General features: G+C 65.3%; 17 protein-coding genes. 3 read left to right on the forward strand and 14 right to left on the reverse strand.

Features of this window, described 5'->3' with window-relative positions:
- Window positions 1-4: 4 nt before the first annotated feature.
- Complete coding sequence (locus CIHUM_RS05630) at window positions 5-352, reverse strand: hypothetical protein (protein WP_238635272.1); 348 nt, start codon at window positions 350-352, stop codon at window positions 5-7.
- Between the two features lie 119 nt (window positions 353-471).
- On the opposite strand from CIHUM_RS05630, the gene CIHUM_RS05635 reads away from it, so the two are divergent.
- The gene (locus CIHUM_RS05635) at window positions 472-849 is read left to right on the forward strand and encodes an RNA polymerase-binding protein RbpA (RefSeq protein WP_034999032.1); all 378 of its coding nucleotides are present in this window, start codon (window positions 472-474) and stop codon (window positions 847-849) included.
- Between the two features lie 82 nt (window positions 850-931).
- Here the strand turns inward: CIHUM_RS05635 and CIHUM_RS05640 are convergent, their stop codons facing one another.
- From CIHUM_RS05640 to CIHUM_RS05660, 5 genes are read right to left on the reverse strand one after another with little or no spacing between them, the layout of a single operon-like run.
- Entirely contained in the window at window positions 932-1,975 is a 1,044-nt protein-coding gene (locus tag CIHUM_RS05640) for a polyprenol monophosphomannose synthase (RefSeq protein ID WP_081634427.1), read from the reverse strand.
- Window positions 1,932-3,509 carry an apolipoprotein N-acyltransferase gene (gene lnt / locus CIHUM_RS05645; RefSeq protein WP_034999030.1) on the reverse strand — a complete coding sequence of 526 codons (1,578 nt, stop codon included), beginning with the start codon at window positions 3,507-3,509 and terminating at the stop codon, window positions 1,932-1,934. Before lnt ends, CIHUM_RS05640 begins: the two co-directional genes overlap by 44 nt.
- On the reverse strand, window positions 3,510-4,052 hold the full coding sequence (locus CIHUM_RS05650; protein WP_051106426.1) for an FxsA family protein: 543 nt from the start codon (window positions 4,050-4,052) through the stop codon (window positions 3,510-3,512).
- 26 nt (window positions 4,053-4,078) lie between these two features.
- Window positions 4,079-4,813: an SDR family oxidoreductase gene (locus CIHUM_RS05655; RefSeq protein WP_034999028.1), complete on the reverse strand. Its 735-nt coding sequence runs from the start codon at window positions 4,811-4,813 to the stop codon at window positions 4,079-4,081.
- Window positions 4,806-5,921 carry a M24 family metallopeptidase gene (locus tag CIHUM_RS05660; protein WP_420536124.1) on the reverse strand — a complete coding sequence of 372 codons (1,116 nt, stop codon included), beginning with the start codon at window positions 5,919-5,921 and terminating at the stop codon, window positions 4,806-4,808. Before CIHUM_RS05660 ends, CIHUM_RS05655 begins: the two co-directional genes overlap by 8 nt.
- A 23-nt stretch (window positions 5,922-5,944) precedes the next feature.
- On the opposite strand from CIHUM_RS05660, the gene CIHUM_RS05665 reads away from it, so the two are divergent.
- Window positions 5,945-6,514 carry a trypsin-like serine peptidase gene (locus CIHUM_RS05665; RefSeq protein WP_034999022.1) on the forward strand — a complete coding sequence of 190 codons (570 nt, stop codon included), beginning with the start codon at window positions 5,945-5,947 and terminating at the stop codon, window positions 6,512-6,514.
- Here the strand turns inward: CIHUM_RS05665 and CIHUM_RS05670 are convergent.
- Genes CIHUM_RS05670 through dop form a run of 8 tightly spaced genes read right to left on the reverse strand, consistent with a single transcriptional unit; the run spans window position 6,511 to window position 15,578 of the window.
- Window positions 6,511-9,273, reverse strand: a complete 2,763-nt coding sequence (locus tag CIHUM_RS05670; protein WP_034999020.1) for a DEAD/DEAH box helicase — start codon at window positions 9,271-9,273, stop codon at window positions 6,511-6,513. The genes CIHUM_RS05665 and CIHUM_RS05670 overlap by 4 nt on opposite strands.
- A gap of 5 nt (window positions 9,274-9,278) precedes the next feature.
- On the reverse strand, window positions 9,279-10,289 hold the full coding sequence (gene tatC / locus CIHUM_RS05675; RefSeq protein ID WP_243427150.1) for a twin-arginine translocase subunit TatC: 1,011 nt from the start codon (window positions 10,287-10,289) through the stop codon (window positions 9,279-9,281).
- Window positions 10,290-10,298: 9 nt separating this feature from the next.
- Entirely contained in the window at window positions 10,299-10,562 is a 264-nt protein-coding gene (tatA, locus tag CIHUM_RS05680) for a Sec-independent protein translocase subunit TatA (RefSeq protein WP_034999018.1), read from the reverse strand.
- Window positions 10,563-10,597: 35 nt separating this feature from the next.
- Window positions 10,598-11,524, reverse strand: coding sequence for a helix-turn-helix transcriptional regulator (locus CIHUM_RS05685; RefSeq protein WP_034999016.1), 927 nt, complete (start codon window positions 11,522-11,524; stop codon window positions 10,598-10,600).
- The gene (locus tag CIHUM_RS05690) at window positions 11,524-12,477 is read right to left on the reverse strand and encodes a helix-turn-helix transcriptional regulator (RefSeq protein WP_051106390.1); all 954 of its coding nucleotides are present in this window, start codon (window positions 12,475-12,477) and stop codon (window positions 11,524-11,526) included. The genes CIHUM_RS05685 and CIHUM_RS05690 overlap by 1 nt, the downstream gene beginning before the upstream one ends.
- A 6-nt stretch (window positions 12,478-12,483) precedes the next feature.
- Window positions 12,484-13,851: a Pup--protein ligase gene (gene pafA / locus CIHUM_RS05695; RefSeq protein ID WP_101494235.1), complete on the reverse strand. Its 1,368-nt coding sequence runs from the start codon at window positions 13,849-13,851 to the stop codon at window positions 12,484-12,486.
- A gap of 28 nt (window positions 13,852-13,879) precedes the next feature.
- Window positions 13,880-14,068, reverse strand: coding sequence for a ubiquitin-like protein Pup (locus CIHUM_RS05700; protein ID WP_034999014.1), 189 nt, complete (start codon window positions 14,066-14,068; stop codon window positions 13,880-13,882).
- Window positions 14,069-14,078: 10 nt separating this feature from the next.
- Window positions 14,079-15,578 (reverse strand): depupylase/deamidase Dop, encoded by a 1,500-nt coding sequence (gene dop / locus CIHUM_RS05705; protein ID WP_034999012.1) that lies wholly within the window; start codon window positions 15,576-15,578, stop codon window positions 14,079-14,081.
- A gap of 66 nt (window positions 15,579-15,644) precedes the next feature.
- Between dop and CIHUM_RS05710 the strand changes: the two genes are divergently transcribed.
- The gene (locus CIHUM_RS05710) at window positions 15,645-17,129 is read left to right on the forward strand and encodes a peptide MFS transporter (RefSeq protein WP_034999010.1); all 1,485 of its coding nucleotides are present in this window, start codon (window positions 15,645-15,647) and stop codon (window positions 17,127-17,129) included.
- Window positions 17,130-17,178: the final 49 nt, after the last annotated feature.

Consider the following 17,178-nt stretch of genomic DNA (forward strand, 5'->3'; position numbering starts at 1 on the left):
GAAATCACCTCAGCCTTTCAAGTTGCTGAGCCAATTCTACTAATTCGTCACAAAGCGGTGCCAAATCGTCAGGGCCTGCCCCTTCCGCTGCTGCCGTGCGGATATCCTCCGCGGCGCACCGCAGTGCGTACAGGCGATCGCGGTATTCTGCGACCTTGTTGCGGTTGAGGATGACCGCGTCCTCCTCAACGGACGTACCGGCAAGCATGGTGCGCTGCTCGTAGGCGCGCTGCTTGCAGGAGGGTCCGCAGTACTTGCGCTTTCGGCCACGGCCTCGGTTTACCGGGATCTCCTTGCCGCACCAGGCGCATGTGGCTGTCTTCTTGGTCAGGGCACGTAGCTTATCCGTCACAGCTTCCTAGTCTATTACATGTGTCGATTACGCGAAAGTGGCCGGGAACAATTCCCAGAACTGCACCGTTATACTGAAGCGACTGAAAAACAAACGGGTTGAAAAGGATGGTGAGTGCCATGGCTGATCGAGTTCTTCGCGGAAGCCGCATGGGCGCAGTCAGCTACGAAACGGACCGCGACCACGATCTCGCGCCACGCCGGATGGCAAAGTACCGCACCCCCAACGGTGAAGTGTTCGAGGTGCCGTTTGCGGACGACGCCGAAATTCCCGAGGAATGGATGTGCAAGAACGGCCAGGTAGGCACCCTCATGGAGGGCGAAGGCGTGGAATCCAAGCCCGCCAAGCCGCCGCGCACCCACTGGGACATGCTGCGGGAGCGTCGCAGCATCGAGGAGCTCGACGTCCTGCTTGAGGAGCGCCTTGAGCAGCTGCGTAAGCGCCGCCGCACCGCCGCCCGCATTGCGAAGGAACAGCAGCAGGCCAACGAGAGCTAACGCCGCTTCAGGACGGCGTAACGCACGTGCCCGCCCCCGCGAAACGAATTCGCGGCGGCGGGCACGTGCCTATGAGCTGCCGTTAATTCTTCCGCTTGCCGTCGAAGCCGAGCGCGTAGAGCGCCTGGCGGAAGGTTTCCTCGCCCAGGTGGATTGCGGTGTTGAGGCGGCGGGCGGCGTTTGACTGGAGCTTGCCCAGGTTGGCGTTGTCGATCTCGTGCTTAGCCACCGCTCCGAAATCGCCGAGCGCGTTGACAATCTGCTCGGGAGCGTCGGCGGCCGTGCGGCGGACGTCGGAAAGCTTCGAGTGCTCCACGGCGTAGACGAGCTGGCGCACGGTCTCGGAGGTCAGATCCTTGACAAAGGTTGCCTTCTCCGAAACACCCCACTTGGTGACCTCGGCCAGCGATGCGGTGGCGAAGCTGGCGTCCAATTTGGACTCGCCGAGCTTACGGTCCTCAAACGTGATCGGCACCTCGCGGATGTCGAAGCCGAGCTTGTCCACCTTGTGGGCGATCTCTACCTGGAAGATGTATCCCTTGGTAGACAGGGAATCCAAGTCTAACTCCTCCAGCACCTCGCGCTTGAAGGCGCGGTAGCCGGCGGTCATATCGGCCACGTCCGTGCCGAGGGCGAGAGAGACGTACTGGTTGCCCAGCTTGGACAGCAGGAAACGGTTCTTCGGCCAGTTCACCACTTCCCCGCCCTCGATGTAGCGGGAGCCGATGGCCAGGTCCGCGCCGTTATCCAACGCGTCGAGCAGCCCGTGCAGCTCCTCCGGTGCGTGCGAGCCGTCGGCGTCCATCTGCACCAGCACCTGGTAGTCGCGCTCCAGGCCCCAGTTGAAGCCGGCGCGGTAGGCGGCGAGCAGGCCGTCCTTGCCGGTGCGGTGCAGCACGTTGACCTCGTCATGGGCCGCGGCGAGCTCGTCGGCCTTCGCACCGGTGCCGTCCGGCGAGTTGTCGTCAACGACGAGGATGTCCACGGCATCCTTCGTAGCCAGTACGCGCTCGACGATAAGCGGGAGGTTCTCTACCTCGTTGTAGGTCGGAATGATCACCAGGGTCTGGTTGGCCACGGCGCTAGTTCTCCTCGGTTTTACGCTGTTGTTCTCCGGTAGGAGCATACCCGCGCCCACGTTGGCGCGCGGACACGGCTGCGGCAATCATCAGCGCCACACCGGCGGCGACCATCAGCCACTCCAAAAGCTGCCCGAACCGCACCGCGGGAGTAGTACCGGTACGCAGCGGAAGCGTCTCGATCAGATGCGCGGGTTCGAAGATCTCCGTCTGCTGGGACACTCGTCCATCCGGGTGCACGATCGCCGAGACACCCGAGGTGGCAACGACCACCACTGCCCTGTCGGTTGCGATCGCGCGCATCCGGCTCATCGCCAGCTGCTGATACGTCATGTCCGTGAACCCGAAGGTGGCGTTGTTCGTCGGCGTGGACAGGATCTGCGCGCCGCCGCGCACCGCCATGCGGTACGCCTCGTCTTCCGCCACCTCGTAACAGGTGGCAACGCCAACTGGAATGCCGCCCATGTGGACTACACCGTTGTCGTCGCCAGGCTTGAAGTCGCCCGCCAAGTCCACCAGATCCGAGAAGTTGCGGAAGAAATCGCGCATGGGCATGTATTCGCCGAACGGCTGCAGGAAGCGCTTGTCGTGGCGCTCGCCTGGCCCTGTCTCCGGGTCGAAGACCACCATGGTGTTGCGGGCGCCGACATCGTCGCGGGTGAGCGTGCCCACCAGCAACGGCGCATCCACGCCGCGCACTGCCGCACCCACCAGGGCCTCGGCCTGCGTGTCGACGAACGGGTTGACGTCGGAGGCATTTTCCGGCCAGAACACCATGTCCAACTTGTCGCCGGATTCGTTTGCTTCTTCCGCGAGCCGCAGGGTCTCGTTGACGTGGTTGCTCAGTACCGCCCGGCGCTGCTCATTGAAATCCAGACCCAAACGCGGCACGTTGCCTTGCACGGCCCCCACCCGTGCCTGGTCGACGGTGGAGCTGTCCTTTCCCACGCCGATATTGGCGATCAAGCCGGCAGCCAACGGCAGGATGATGGCGGCAACGGCCGCGCGGCGCGAAGCGGCGTCGAGAAGCGAGACGCACCCGACCGCCACGAGCACGGTGGCGACGGTGACCAGCGCGGGCCCACCCCACGCCGATAGTGCCGCGAGCGGGCCGTTGATCTGCCCCCACGCCAGGCGCACCCACGCAAAGCCACCGAAGGGCCACGAGGAACGCACGAACTCGACCGCCAGGTAGACCAGCGGGAACGTGAACGCACCGTAGCGCCAGCGGGCCACCAACACGCCGAACGCGCCGGTGGCCAGCGCGTAGAGCGCCATCGTGATGGCCAGTGCGATGTATGGCATGGCGCCGACAAACTCGCCGACCCACGGCAGCAGGAACAGGTAGCAAAACAAGCCATGCGTGAACCCGATCAGCGCACCGAAGCGGGCGGAAGGACGCTCCTGCGCCTCCCCGGCCATGCCCAGCGCCGCGGTGGCGCGCCTGGGCCACGGCATGAGTGTGAGCCACAGCAGCGCGATGCCGAGCACGGCAGCCCACCAGTGGCCGAGAGGTTCGTACGAAAGGTAAACCAGCCAGCCAGAAACGGCGGCGAGTCCGAAACGGAGAAACGCCGGCATTTAGCGCGCCCCGCCGGCGCTGCCGCCGCCACCGTCCGGATCCTGCGGGCGCTCAGGGCTGTCCATGCGGTACCACTGCTCTAGCTCGTCGGCGTCGATGACCGACTCCTGCGGCTGCGCGTCGCCTTGCTGCTTGAAGGATCCGTAGGTGGTTTGGAACTGCCCCATCGGCGTGGCGTCGTAGACACGCACACCGAGGTTCTCCACGGCGGCGCGCGCCCGCTTGGTCATGGTCTTGCGGATCAACGCGCGCGTCGGGCCAAACACCAGCGGCAGGCCGATCAGCGAAGTGACGAAGCCGGGGATGACGGAGAGCGTCCAGCCCCCGATGAGCAGCGCGGAATCACCCGCGAGCTTGCCCACGCTAGAGCGGCCGTGCGCTGCCTGCAGCAGCGAGTTGCGCAGCGCCATGCTGGCTGCGGCGCCGCCGGCAATCATGAGCACGAAAATCGCCAAAAGCGCCCAGCCAACACCGATGGCTTTGGCCACCAGGAAAAACGCGAGCGCTTCGACGACGAAGTATGCGAGAAGAGGAATCGGCATGGCCACGAGGGTACCTGGCTCGGCGGCTACCTCGGCATGTGCCTCCACACCGGCCTCGGCACCACGAGCATGACGGCTGCGAGGACGGCCAGGCGCCGCGGGATCCACACCGTGGCGCTTTTGCCCCGCGCCGCGGCGTCCACCACCGCGTCTGCGACAACATCCGGGGTCACCGACATCACCGCAGGTTTCATCCCTTCAGTCATGGATCCGATGACGAAGCCTGGTCGCGCGAGGATGAGGCTCAGACCTGTGCCGTGCAGCCGGTCCATCAGGCCTTGGCAAAACGCGTCCAGGCCCGCCTTAGTGGAGCCGTAGACGTAGTTGGCGCGGCGTGCCCGCCACCCGGCGATGGAGGAGAAGGCGAAGATCTCCCCGCGTGCCATCTCGTCAGAAAGCACCGTAAGCATGCTCACCTGCGCAAGGTAGTCCACAGTGGCGATGCGCGCGGCCTCGTGCTCGTTGCGCTCTGCGAGCTCCTGGTCGCCGAGGATGCCGAACGCCACGATCGCGGTGGTGACATCGCCCGCCTCGCGCACGATGCGGCGGTGCGCGTCTAAGTCGGTGGCGTCGAAATCGAACGTTCGCACCGCTGTGGCACCCGCGGCGAACAATCGCTTCTCGACGTCCGCCAGGCCCCCACTCCCCCTGGCCGCCAACACGACCTCACGGCCCTGGCAGACGCGTGCCGCGATCTCGCCGCCGATGTCGCTGCGCGCCCCGAGCAGGAGCACTGCGCCCTGACCAGCAGCGCTAGGCATCGTTTACGCCTAGCGTGCGGCGGGTGTGGTTGAGCGTTTCAATGACGTTCGCGGTCATGCGCACGATGTCCTCGATGCGCATGCCCCACTTGCCTGGCACGTAGATGCCCGGCTCGATGGAAAATGCCATGCCCTCGCGCAGCACCACGTCGGAGCCGGCGATAATGAACGGCTGCTCGTGGCCGGAAAGGCCGATGCCGTGGCCCAGGCGGTGAGTGAAATATTCGCCGTACCCGGCGTCTTCGATCACCTCGCGCGCGGCGGCGTCGAGCTCGCCGGCAGTGATGCCGGGCTTGGCGGCAGCGCACGCGGCGTCGAACGCGCGCTCAAGCACTGCGTAGGCCTCCAGGAAGTCCTTCGGTGCCTTGGCAGTCTCGCCTACCACGTGGGTGCGGGTGCAATCGGACTGGTAGCCGGACGGCAGCGCGCCACCCAGGTCCACCACCACGGGGTCCCCCTCTTCGAGGACACGGTCGGAGAAGTCGTGGTGCGGGTTGGAACCATTGGGCCCGGAGCCGACGATGACGAAGGAGACGGATTCGTGCTCCTCCAGGATCAGCGCGTGCAGCTCGTCCGCGATCTCGCGCTCCGTGCGTCCGGGCTGGAGCAGATCAGCGGCGCGCTCGTGCACGCGGTCGATGGCTGCGCCGGCCTTTGCCAGCTCGACGGCCTCCTCGTCGTCTTTGACCATGAACAGCTCCGCCACCGCGTCGGAGGCAAGCTCGGTTGCAGGCAGCAGCGCCTGGAGGGCGAAGACGTGGTCCGCGGTCAGCGACGACCCGAGGCCCACGGTGCCGTCTTCAAGCGTGTCCGCTACCAGCTTGTACGGGTCTTCCCCGTCGCGCCAGCCGATGACTTCGACGTCTGCGGCGCCGTCCAGCCCCAGCGACTGGATGTCGGTCACCGGTGCCACCACGGTGGTGCCGCCAGGCGCGATCACAAGCGCGGTGAGCCTCTCGTGCGAGGAAGTCCAGGAACCGGTGAGGTAGGCGAACTCGGCGCCGGTGCCGATGACCAGCCCACCCAGACCGCGCTGTTTGACCAACTCGACGGCTTCCTGGCGGCGTGCGGTGTACGTATCAGAGTCGAATGCAGTCATGTGCGCCATGGTAGATCGCTAGCATCGTGGGAGTGTTGCCTGCCCTGAACCGCTCCGTCGCCCGCCTCAGCGCTCCGGGTGGCGGCTACTGCTCGGGTGCGCTCATCGCCCCCGACATCGTGCTCACCTGCGCGCATTTCTTCCGTGAGCGCCCGCATGCAGGGGCGCGGGTGCGTGTCGACGGCTCCGTGTTCCCCGTCGACAGTCTCAACATTCTGGCCGGCACGGATGTCGCACTCGTCCGGCTGCCGGATCGAGTTGAGGCTACTCCGTTCGAGCTCGGGCCGTCGCCGCGCTTGTTCGCCCGTACGCTCACTCTCGGATACGGCGGTCAGGCTCGCAGCGTCCAGGCGCGGCCGGGTCTCTACCTGGGCACCCTGCCGGTATCCTGGTCCAGGAAGCGCGTGACCCGGGTGCGTCCGGCTGGCCTGGTGTACGCCAACCCGCCGGCGGTGAAGGGCGATTCCGGCGGTCCTGTGCTGGTCGGGGGAAAGGTCGTTGGCGTGCAATCCCTCATCCTGGATCCGGGCGGCACGAACCTGCGCATCGCCACCGTGTCGCTGTGGCCGCGGGGGCTGGCGCGGTCGCTGCGGGGGCTCTAGTTGCCGATCGCCACCACGCCGCGACGGATCGCGTCAACAGCCCGGTTGGCGTTGTCCCGGATCTGGTCCGAATAGCCGGTCTTTTTGATCTGTTCCAACAGGTCGATCGCCTGGCGGCACCAGCGCACGAAGTCGCCGGGAGTAAGTTCGGCGCCCGATTCCGCCGCCGCGGCCAGTGCGTAGCCCAGCGGCGCACCGGCGGTCCACTGATGGATGGACAGACAGAACCCGGGGTCCGGCAGACGGGTCGCGGGCAGGTTGTGGCGCTGCTCGTCGGCAACCAGCTCGCCGTAGATGCGCATCGTCTCGTTCATCGCGTCAGCCATGGCGTCGGTGGCGGCTTCGGGGCTGCCGCCGGTGGCACGCCGGTTTTCAAAAACCACCATGGAGGCCACACCGGCGAGTTCGGCCGGGTCCAGGTTGTCCCAAATGCCGCGCTTGAGGCACTGCGCGACCAAAAGATCGGAGACGTTGTGGATGCGGGAGAGGCGCTCGCCTTCGTCGGTGACCTGCGGTTCACCGTCGAGAAGCTCAACGTAATCCATCTCCGTGAGCAACCCGATGATGCGCTCGAACGTGCGGCCCAGCGAATCTGTGGAGGTATCCACGCGCCGCTCCAGCTTGGCAAGCGTGCGCTCCTCGCGCACGATTTCCTCGGCGGTGCGCGCCAGAATCTCCCTATCCGCCGCCGGCCAGTCGTGCACCGGGTGGTTGCGGATGGCCTCACGCAGCGCGGTGACCTTCTTGTTCGGCCGCACCCGGGACTGCTCACGCAGGCGTTTCGGTGCGTTGAAGTGGCCCCGGTGCAGAAGTGACGCGACCTTGCGGGCGTGGCGGCGCGGCTGGTCCTGCATGTGTCGCGGCACCTTGATGCGGCCCACAACAAGTGGCGGGTTCTTGAACGCAGCGGCGTCGATGCGCCCGGACCAGCCGCGCTCCGTGGTCACCCAGGGGCGCGGGTCGTGCGGCTTGCCCGCGGGTTGCACCACGGCGGCAAGCTCCGGCTTGCGCTTGCTGGGCAGCGCGATGACCTGACCCACCTGCAGCGAGCCGAGGATCTTGATGGTTTCGGTGTGGCGGCTGTCCAGGTGGTCGCGGCGGGCTTGCTTTTCCTCCTCCGACAGATCTCGGCGCAGCTGGGAGTACTCGACCAGCTCGGCGGCCGCGTCGTCGCTCGGCGGAGCAAAGGCGGAGATGTCACGCTCGAGCTTGGAGCGCAGCGAGCGCACTTTCTGCTGGAGACGCTCGATGTCGCGCACCTCGCCGACGACGGAGCGGTCCGTTTGGAACTGGGCGAAGGACTGCTCGATCAGACGGATGGAATCGTCGAAGCCATTCATGGCCAGCATGTTGATGGCCATGTTGTAGCCGGGCTGGAACTGGGAAATCAGCGGATACGTGCGTGTGGACGCCAACCCCGCCACCTGGTGCGGGTCCATCGCGGGCGCCCACTGCACCACGGCGTTGCCGATGTGGTCGATGCCACGCCGGCCAGCGCGCCCCGTGAGCTGGGTGTACTGGCCCGGGGTGAGGTCCACGTGCGCTTCGCCGTTGAACTTGACCATCTTCTCCAACACAACGGTGCGCGCCGGCATATTGATGCCCAGCGCCAGGGTCTCGGTGGCGAAAACGACCTTGACTAAGCCGCGAACGAACAGTTGCTCCACGATGTGCTTGAACGCGGGCAACAGGCCAGCGTGGTGCGCGGCGAACCCACGCATCCAGGCGGTGCGCACCTGGCGGAAGTTCAGCACCTCCAAGTCCTCTTCGGGGATGCCTTCCACGCCGTCGTCGATGATCTGCTCGATCTCCGCGCGCTCCTCAGGCGTGGTCAGCTCCTTGCGGGAGCGCAAACACTGAAACAATGCTCCGTCGCAGCCCGCGCGGGAGAAGATGAACACGATCGCCGGCAGCATGTCCTGGCCTTGCAGCGCGGAGACGACCTCGGGCCGGCCGACGGGGCGCACTTTGTCCTGGCCGCGCGAGCGTCCGCTGCGCGAGCGCGAGCGAAAGCCCCTCCCCTCCTCGAAGTCGCGGCGGCCCTCGTCGGAGGAGCCCGCCTCTATGCGCTCGATGGCGTGCTCGAGGCTGCGGTTGACCCGCCCGCCGGTGCCAGGCTCGAACAGCGGGAACATCTTGCGGCCGACCATCATGTACTGGCTCAGCGGCACCGGACGGTGCTCGGAAACGATGACCTCAGTGTCACCGCGCACTGCGTCGAGCCACTCGCCGAATTCCTCGGAGTTGGACACGGTGGCGGACAGGCCGATCAGGCTCACGGAATCGTCGAGGTTGAGGATGATTTCCTCCCACACAGCACCCCGGTCCCGGTCCGCAAGGTAGTGGATCTCGTCCATCACCACGTGCGTGAGCCGATCCAGCTGCGGAGACTCCGCGTACAGCATGTTGCGCAGCACCTCGGTGGTCATCACCACGATCTCGGCAGAGCCGTTGATGCTGGTATCCCCGGTAAGCAGGCCTACCGCGTCCTCACCGTGCTCTGCGACTAAGTCGTGGTACTTCTGGTTGCTCAGCGCCTTAATCGGTGTGGTGTAGAAGCACTTCGTGCCGCGGTGCAGTGCGAGCGCGACGGCAAACTCGCCGACGATGGTCTTGCCCGAACCGGTGGGCGCGCACACCAGCACGCCGCGGTCCTGCTCCACCGCCTGGCAGGCATGGAGCTGAAAGTCGTCGAGTGCAAACGGCTTCGCGTCGGCGAATTCCCGCAGAAACGATGTACCAGGATCGGGGGAAAGCATGCCCCCTACAGTACGTCCCTGAAATCTGCTCCGCCCGCGTAGCCCCGCGGCGAGGAGTTGCGCTGGCGCTCCGGTGCGCGCTGCACCGGTGCCGGGCGCTCAACCGCCTCCGCCCCGATGCTGCTTGCGGGGCCGACGGATGTCGGCGCCTCAATCGGGCCGGAGGCTTCCTCGTCGTCCAGATCCATCCAGTCGGGGCGCTCGCGCTTTTGCTTGCGGTCGTTCCAGCGGCAGAACTGGAAGGCCATCTCCACCAGCAGACAGATGGAGATCGCCAGCGCTACCATGGAAAACGGCTCCTGGCCCGGCGTCATCACCGCGGCGAAGGCGAAGATGCCCACGATGATCAGGCGGCGCTTGTCCTTGACGTGCTCGTAGCGCAGGATGCCCAACATGTTGAGCATGATGATGATCAGCGGCACCTCGAAGCTGACGCCGAAGATGACGACGAGCGCGAGGAGGAAGTTGTAGTACTCCCCACCTGTCAGTGCGGCGACCTGGAACTCGCTGCCCATGGTAATCAGCACGTACAGGCCCTTATCCAGCACGAAGTACGCGAGCAACGCACCGGAGACGAACAGCAGCACCGCAATGGTGATGAAGCTGAACGTGTAGCGGCGCTCGTTTTTGTGCAGGCCCGGGGTGATGAAGTTCCAGATCTGCATGAGCCACACCGGCGATGAAAGAACCAGCCCAGCGAGAGCGCCCACTTTAAGGCGCAGCATAAACATCTCAAACGGGTTGGTAGCGAGCAGGCGGCATTCGCCGTCGCCAGTGAAATCCGCCCGGAGATTCGACGGCAGGTTGCAGTAGGGTCCGCGGATGATCTCGCCCAGCGGCATCATGCGCGGCGGGGCGGCCTGGTACCAGATGAAGCCGATGATGGTGCCGACGACGATCGCGGCCAGCGAAATTATCACTCGCCGCCGGAGCTCCTGGAGGTGCTCCACCAGCGACATCTCACCGGCCGGGTTCTTCGCTCGCTTCGGCTTCTTGGGAGTTTTCGTGCGTGCCATCAGGCAGACTTAGCGCGGATTGTTCTCCGGACGCTCCCAGAAGTCCGCCTCCTGGGCAGCGCTGCGGGTCTCCTGTGCCGGCGCAGCGTCGATCTGACGCTGCTGTGCCGGGGTGTCCGCCTCGTCTTCGTTTCGCATCTCCTTGACCTCGGACTTGAAGATGCGTGCGGAGCGACCCATGGAACGCGCCAGGTCCGGCAGCTTGTTTGCGCCGAACAAGAGCAGCACGAGGAAGATGACGATGATGAGCTCGGTCCATCCAATACTTGGCATGGGTTGTCCTTTCCGAAGACGGTGTAACGCTCAGATTAGTCTAACGCGTCTAGTGCACGTTGCGCGCGCGACATAGCTTCTGCGGCCAGAACTGCAGGTTCGACGATGCGAACCCGGTCAGCTTGGCTGAGGCTGAAGCGAACCAGCCAGCTGTCGCTGCCGTAGCGCATGGTCGCCGGGAGCCATGCGCCCTGCGCTTGCGCATCTTCCAGTTCGATGTCCCAGTAGTCCGCAAGCCACGTGGCCTCTTTATGGATCAGCAGTTTGGCTTGCGGCTGGTCGGCCATGCCGAACGGGTCCGCCGGGTCGAAGTCTGTGCCGGGGGTCTCCGAAGGAACGTCGAGAAGCTCAGCATGCTGGATCCTGTCCAGGCGGAACGTCTTCGTCTCCCCGCTGTCCGTGGCGCGCAGGTAGGTAGCGCCGGACTGGTGGAACAGGCTCGCGGGGTCCACCTCGCGCTCGGTGACGGTGTCCGAGGATGCGGAGTAGTAGGTGATGCGCAGCTTGCGCTTGGCGGCGAGCGCCTCCGCCACGGTGCTAGCGACGCCGGCTTCAGCGGTGTGCTCCGCGTCGCCGACCGCCTGCGACGTCGTCACCGCGCGGATCTTCTCCGCGGCGGAGCGCACCGCGCGGCCGTCCACAAGTCCCGGCATGGTTTCCAGGGAATCCAGCAGGATGAGCAGGGCGCTCGCCTCCGCCGGGGAAAGACGCAGCGGGGTGGTCATCCCCTGGTCGTCTATGATGTCGACGCCCTTCCAGGAGTACTCCAGGTCGATCATCTCGCCGGGGCCGGTACCCACGCCGGAAAGAAACAGCAGCTCGAAATCGTCGCGCACCTGCATCGGGTCCGCGCCCAGGTCGCGGGCGATCTCCATCGGCGTCAGTCCCGGGTGGTTCGATGCGTACGCCAGCAGGTTCAGCAGGCGCACCACGCGCTCCTGGCGCTTGAAGTCCACGGCCATTAGTCGCTCCCCTCTACAGCGGTGCGCAGCAGCTTAACGACGTCCTGTCGGACCTGCACCGGCTCCACCGCGACCACGCTCCCGGCGAGGCTGGCGATGGTCCGCACAGCCCAGTCGCGGTCCACGTCGCGCAGCGTGATGGTGTCATGGTCTTGCCCACCCGTCTCGACTCCGGAGGCGCGGGTGCCGCGCTGGGCGAGTTCTTCGCCGGTGCCGTGGGTGACGGTGACGGTGGCGTCGATAAGCTCGCCGCGCAGCGTCTCCTCTACCAGCGCCTGCAGGTCGCCTGCGCGCTCGTGGAACGCGTCGCTGTGGCGCACCTTCTTCAGCCCCGAGATCTTTTTCAGGCGGAACACGCGCACGTCTTCACGCTCGATGTCGTAGCCGACGAAGTAGGCGCGGTTGTTCAAAGACACCACGCCCCACGGATCCACCACGCGGCGCTCCGGGTCCTTGCCTGGGGCGCGGACGAAGTCGAAGGAGATGCGCTGCTTCGCCTGCACACACTTCACAATCGCGCGCAGGGTGTCGGGACGCAGCTGGAAGATGTCGTTGGACACGCTCATCAGCGCCGGCGCGTCCATGGAGCGCGTCGCGCCCGAGGCTGCGAGCTTGGTCCAGCCGGAACGGGCAAACTCGCCGAGCGAGCCCGGCTTGCTCAAATCCGCGGCAAGGCCCACCACGGAGGCTTCCTCGGCGGTCAGGTCCACGGCGGGCAACTCGTAGAGGTCCTTGACCACCCAGACTTCGCCGTCCTGGTAGCGCGCGGGCACGCCGAGGTCGCGCAGCTCGCGCACGTCGCGCTCAATGAGGTGGGTGGCGGCGTCGCGGGTGCGTCCCCCGTAGCCGTCCACATTCGTCTGCACCCAGGCCACGTCGCGTTTTGCGGGCGAGGCCAGCAACGCAAACGTGAGCCCGACTTGGCGCACGACCATGTCATTGTCGTTGGGCACCGCGACCTACCCTTCTGCTGCTTCTTGCGCCCGCACCCAGCTAATCAGGTCGGCTGCGGCATCGTCCGCGTTGGCGAACGGGTCCTGCAGCTCCACGGTGCGGGGTTCCGGGCGGTTGACCTTCAAGTGCACCCAGTCGACATTATGCGCAAGGCCCCGCTCGCGCACGGCGGTGAGGAACTCGCCGCGGATGGCTGCGCGCGTTGTCGCCGGCGGGTTGTCCACCGCCTGCTCGATGGCGGCATCCTCGATCCAGCGCGCCGCCAACCCCTTACGCTCCAGCAGGTAGAACAGGCCGCGCTCGGGGTTGATGTCGTGGTACGTTAGGTCAATCTGGGCGAGTTTCGGGTGGTCCCAGCCGCAGCCGAGCCGGTCTTTGAACTGGGTGAGCAGTTTGCGCTTGATCACCCATTCGATCTCCGCGTCCACGCCAGAGAAGTCCTGCGTGGCAATGGCGTCGAGCACGCGGGACCACAGGTCCACCACCCGCGCCATCTCCTCATTCGGCGTGCCCTCATCCGGGCGCTGCTCAAGCCAGCGCTTCGCCGCGTCGAGGGTGCGCTGCTGCACCTCGAGCGCGGTGACGGTGCCGCCCGCTGCAAGGGTGAGTTCGATAGCACCTGTGGGGTCAGCGGCGATGTCGCGGATGTGCGCAATCGGATCCGCCAGTTCCATGTCAGGCAGGTCGAAGCCCGCTTCCAGCATCTCGATAACCAGCAGCATCGAGCCGACCTTCAGGGCGAAGGTGGGCTCGGACATGTTGGAATCGCCCACAATCACGTGCATGCGGCGGTACCGGTGGGAATCACCGTGAGGTTCATCGCGAGTGTTGATGATCGGCCTGGTCCGCGTGGTGGCGGACGAAACGCCCTCCCACACCTGGTCTGCGCGCTGGGAGATGACGAACTTGTCCCCCGCGATCTTGCCCGCGCCGCAGATCAGCTGGCGAGTGATCAGAAACGGCAACAACTGTTGGCCGAAGGACTTCAGCGCGAGCTCGCGGCTGATCAGGTAGTTCTCGTGCGCACCGTAGGAGTTCCCGCGCGAATCCACGTTGTTTTTGAACAGGTAGGTCGAACCTGCGAAGCCGTCGTTACGCAGCGCCTCATCGCACTGCTGCGACAACTGGTGGAAGATCCGCTCCCCCGCCTTGTCGTAGGCGAGCAGTTGGCTCAGCGAATCGCACTCCGCGGTCGCGTACTCAGGGTGCGAGCCCACATCCAGGTACAGGCGCGAAGCGTTTGAGGTGAACACGTTGGAGCTGCGGTGCTGCGCGACCACCGGGCGAAACAGGTAGCGCGCGACCTCTTCGGGCGTGAGCACCTGACGTGAGCCGTCGTAGGCGGCCACGCCGAACTCCGTTTCCACGCCCATGACTCGGCGCGGGTAGCTGGTGGTCAGCTTACTGCCCGCCCTTCTGCACAAACGACTTCACAAACTCCTCCGCGTTTGTGTCCAACAGCGCGTCAATTTCGTCGAGCAGGTCGTCGGTGCCGGAGGTGTTGATCTGGGCCTGGCCGGCCGATTCCGCGGCGACGTCCTCGCCGTGGTTGTCCCCGCCGCCGGAAGCGTGTGTCTGTTGCGTAGCCATAGATGCAACCTTAGCGTTCTGGGGTCAGCCCCAGGCCGGACAACAGCTCGCGTGTTGTCGCGGAGTTTTCGATTAACTCCCCCACGTCCGCTTTCGTGTGGCTGCCCAGCAGGTCCAGCGGTACCCGGTAGAGCTGCCCGTCCACCGTAAACAGCATGGACTGCCAGTTCGACGCCGTTAGGTCCTCGGCGAACTTCTCGCCGGCGCGTCCCCGAAAGTAGGCGCGGGTGTCCTCCGGCGGGTGCACCGCGGCACGCGCGATCTCCTCAGCGCTAACCATCGTGCGCATCGCTCCCTTGCGCACCAGCGCGTGGTACAGGGACGTCTTTGGATCGATGTCCGCGTACTGCAAATCAATCGCCTGCAGCTTCGCCTGGGTTGCGCCGCGCTGCTCAAACCTGCGCACCAGCGCCCACTTCGCCGTCCAATCCAGCCGGTCGGCGGTGGACAGCGGGTCGCGCTCGAGATCGTCGAGGACCTCGCCCCACATCTTGAGCACTTGCTTATCGACGTCACTGCGCCCCTCGCAGCCAGCCCTGTATTCACGGAGGATGGAGATCGCTGACAACCTCTGGCCGTCGAGAAGCTCAAGCTCGTATTGCAGCGTGGGGTCGTGGCTGACTGCCTTGATGTCCCCCACCGGGTCTTTCAGGCGCAAGTGCGAAAAATCCACGCCAGACTCAATCGCGTCGAGCACAAGCGAGGTCATGCCGAGTTTGAGGAAGTTTGAGAACTGGCTCATGTTCGCATCGCCCACGATGACGTGCAGGCGGCGGAATTCCTCCTCGGGTGCGTGCGGCTCGTCGCGCGTGTTGACGATGCCGCGGTTGAGCGTGGTCTCCAGCGAAACTTCCTGCTCGAAGTAGTCCGCGCGCTGGGAGATTTGGAAGCCCGGTTCCTGCGACTCCTGGCCGATGCCCACCCGGCCCGCACCGATGATGACCTGGCGGGTAACGAAGAATGGGATCAGCGCCTGGGTGAGGTCCTCGAAGTTGGTGTGGCGCGAATACAGGTAGTTTTCGTGGCTGCCGTAGGAGCGGCCCTTGCCGTCGACGTTGTTCTTGTAGAACTTCAGCGGCGGGCACGGCTCGTGCTTGGCCAGCACGGAGACCTGCTGCTCCCACAGCTCGCGTATGCAGGCGGCGGCGTCGTTGAGGACGATGTCGCCGGCGGCATCAAAGACCATGGCGTCGAAGGCGTTCGAGCATTCCGGGCTGGAGTATTCCGGGTGCCCGTGGTCGACGTAGTAGCGCGCGCCGTTGGTGGTGACTACGTTGGCCACCCCGATCGCGTTTGCGTCCACAACCGGCACGCTTCGGTAGCGCTGCAGGTCGAAGCCGCGGGCGTCTTTCAGCGGGGCTTCTTCCGCATAGTCCCAGCGGGTGCGGGCCTGGGTGCGCAGCGCCGCGTAGGCAACCACCGAGTGCGTGGAGGTAACCAGCGGGCTGATCTGCGGATTGTCCGGGCAGGTGATGCCGTACTCCGTCTCGGTTCCCAAGTAACGCGTCATAGGTAACGAGCCTACAGGCGTGTCTGTGTTTGGAAAATAATACGATGCGACGTATTTTATTTGAGTATGACTTACGTAACACAGCCCGGTGCGGCCGTGCCGCAGACCGAGCGCAAATTCTTTGGCCAGCCCTGGGGGCTGGCCAACCTCTTCGGCATTGAGCTGTGGGAGCGCTTCAGTTTCTACGGCATGCAGGCGCTGCTGGCCTACTACATGTACTACTCGGCAACCGAGGGTGGTCTCGGCATCGACGAGCCCACCGCGCTGAGCCTGGTTGGCGCATACGGCGGCTTCGTCTACATGATGGCGCTGCTCGCCTCCTTCGTGGGCGACCGCATCCTCGGCGCCGAGCGCACCCTGTTCTACTCGGCGATCCTGGTCATGATCGGCCACGTCGTGCTCGCCCTCGTTCCGGGCGCCACGGGACTCGCCATCGGCCTGGTGTGCATCGGCATCGGTTCCGGCGGCGTGAAGACGGCGACCCAGGTGGTGCTCGGCGACCTGTACACCCGCGAGGACCCGCGCCGCGACGCAGGCTTTTCCATCTTCTACATGTCCGTCAACATCGGCGGCCTGCTCGGCCCTTGGCTTACGGGCTTAGTGTGGGGGCAGGCTGGCTTCCACTGGGGCTTCGGCCTGGCCGCCATCGGTATGGCTATCGGCCTGGTGCAGTACATGCTCATGCGCAAATCCACCATCGGCGCCGCCGGCTCCGAGGTGCCCAACCCGCTGCCGCGCTCGAAATGGGCACCCGTAGGTTTCGGCGCGCTTGCCGTTGCCGCGATCGTGGTCGGTCTGCTCACCACGGGCATCCTGCCACTGGACTTGCTGAGCTGGGTTGTCTTCGCCATCGCCCTTGCTGCGACGGTCATTCTGCTGTGGGAGATGTTCGCCTCCGACAAGGTCACCGCCCACGAGAAGTCGCGCCTGACCGGCTACATCCCGCTGCTCGCCGGCTCTGTCGCGTTTTTCGCCATCTTCCAGTCGCAGTTCACTGTAGTGGCGCTGTACACGGATCAGCGAGCCAATTTGGACTTCTTCTGGACTGAACTCGAGCCCTCACAGGTGCAGTCCTTCAACCCGCTGTTCATCATCATCTTCGCGCCGATATTCGCCGCCATGTGGACGAAACTGGGCGAGCGCCAGTGGGCTTCTGCCACGAAGTTCGGCGTGGCCAACATCATCATCGGCCTGTCGCTGTTCATCTTCCTGCCGTATGTGGGCAAGGGCGAAAACTCCACCCCGCTTGCTGTACTGGTGCTGATCCTGTTCCTGTTCACCATGGGCGAGTTGCTGCTCTCCCCTGTCGGTAACTCGCTGGCCACCAAGGTCGCCCCGGTGGCGTTCAAGTCGCGCCTGTTCGCGGTGTGGCTGATGTCCGTATCCATGGGTACCGCGCTATCCGGCGTGCTTGGCTCGCTGTATAACCCAGACGACGCCACCGCGGAGCGCACCTTCTTCCTCACTCTGTCCGCGATCACCATCGCACTCGGCGTGGCGCTTATCGCCATCAGCCGTTGGGTCGTGCGCAAGTTTGGGGACGTGCGCTAGGCGGAGCTTGCGTCGCTAAGCAAAAGCTCGTTACTCGCACATCGTTTAT

The organism is Corynebacterium ihumii, assembly GCF_028609825.1.
In the GTDB taxonomy this organism is placed as follows: domain Bacteria; phylum Actinomycetota; class Actinomycetes; order Mycobacteriales; family Mycobacteriaceae; genus Corynebacterium; species Corynebacterium afermentans.

Excerpts from the sequence above, each read along its gene's own strand:
- CIHUM_RS05635 (WP_034999032.1), top strand. The coding sequence starts at position 472 with ATGGCTGATCGAGTTCTTCGCGGAAGCCGCATGGGCGCAGTCAGCTAC.
- CIHUM_RS05640 (WP_081634427.1), bottom strand. The coding sequence starts at position 1,975 with ATGCTCCTACCGGAGAACAACAGCGTAAAACCGAGGAGAACTAGCGCC.
- lnt (WP_034999030.1), bottom strand. The coding sequence starts at position 3,509 with ATGCCGGCGTTTCTCCGTTTCGGACTCGCCGCCGTTTCTGGCTGGCTG.
- CIHUM_RS05650 (WP_051106426.1), bottom strand. The coding sequence starts at position 4,052 with ATGCCGATTCCTCTTCTCGCATACTTCGTCGTCGAAGCGCTCGCGTTT.
- CIHUM_RS05655 (WP_034999028.1), bottom strand. The coding sequence starts at position 4,813 with ATGCCTAGCGCTGCTGGTCAGGGCGCAGTGCTCCTGCTCGGGGCGCGC.
- CIHUM_RS05660 (WP_420536124.1), bottom strand. The coding sequence starts at position 5,921 with ATGGCGCACATGACTGCATTCGACTCTGATACGTACACCGCACGCCGC.
- CIHUM_RS05670 (WP_034999020.1), bottom strand. The coding sequence starts at position 9,273 with ATGCTTTCCCCCGATCCTGGTACATCGTTTCTGCGGGAATTCGCCGAC.
- tatC (WP_243427150.1), bottom strand. The coding sequence starts at position 10,289 with ATGGCACGCACGAAAACTCCCAAGAAGCCGAAGCGAGCGAAGAACCCG.
- tatA (WP_034999018.1), bottom strand. The coding sequence starts at position 10,562 with ATGCCAAGTATTGGATGGACCGAGCTCATCATCGTCATCTTCCTCGTG.
- CIHUM_RS05685 (WP_034999016.1), bottom strand. The coding sequence starts at position 11,524 with ATGGCCGTGGACTTCAAGCGCCAGGAGCGCGTGGTGCGCCTGCTGAAC.
- pafA (WP_101494235.1), bottom strand. The coding sequence starts at position 13,851 with ATGGGCGTGGAAACGGAGTTCGGCGTGGCCGCCTACGACGGCTCACGT.
- CIHUM_RS05700 (WP_034999014.1), bottom strand. The coding sequence starts at position 14,068 with ATGGCTACGCAACAGACACACGCTTCCGGCGGCGGGGACAACCACGGC.
- dop (WP_034999012.1), bottom strand. The coding sequence starts at position 15,578 with ATGACGCGTTACTTGGGAACCGAGACGGAGTACGGCATCACCTGCCCG.
- CIHUM_RS05710 (WP_034999010.1), top strand. The coding sequence starts at position 15,645 with ATGACTTACGTAACACAGCCCGGTGCGGCCGTGCCGCAGACCGAGCGC.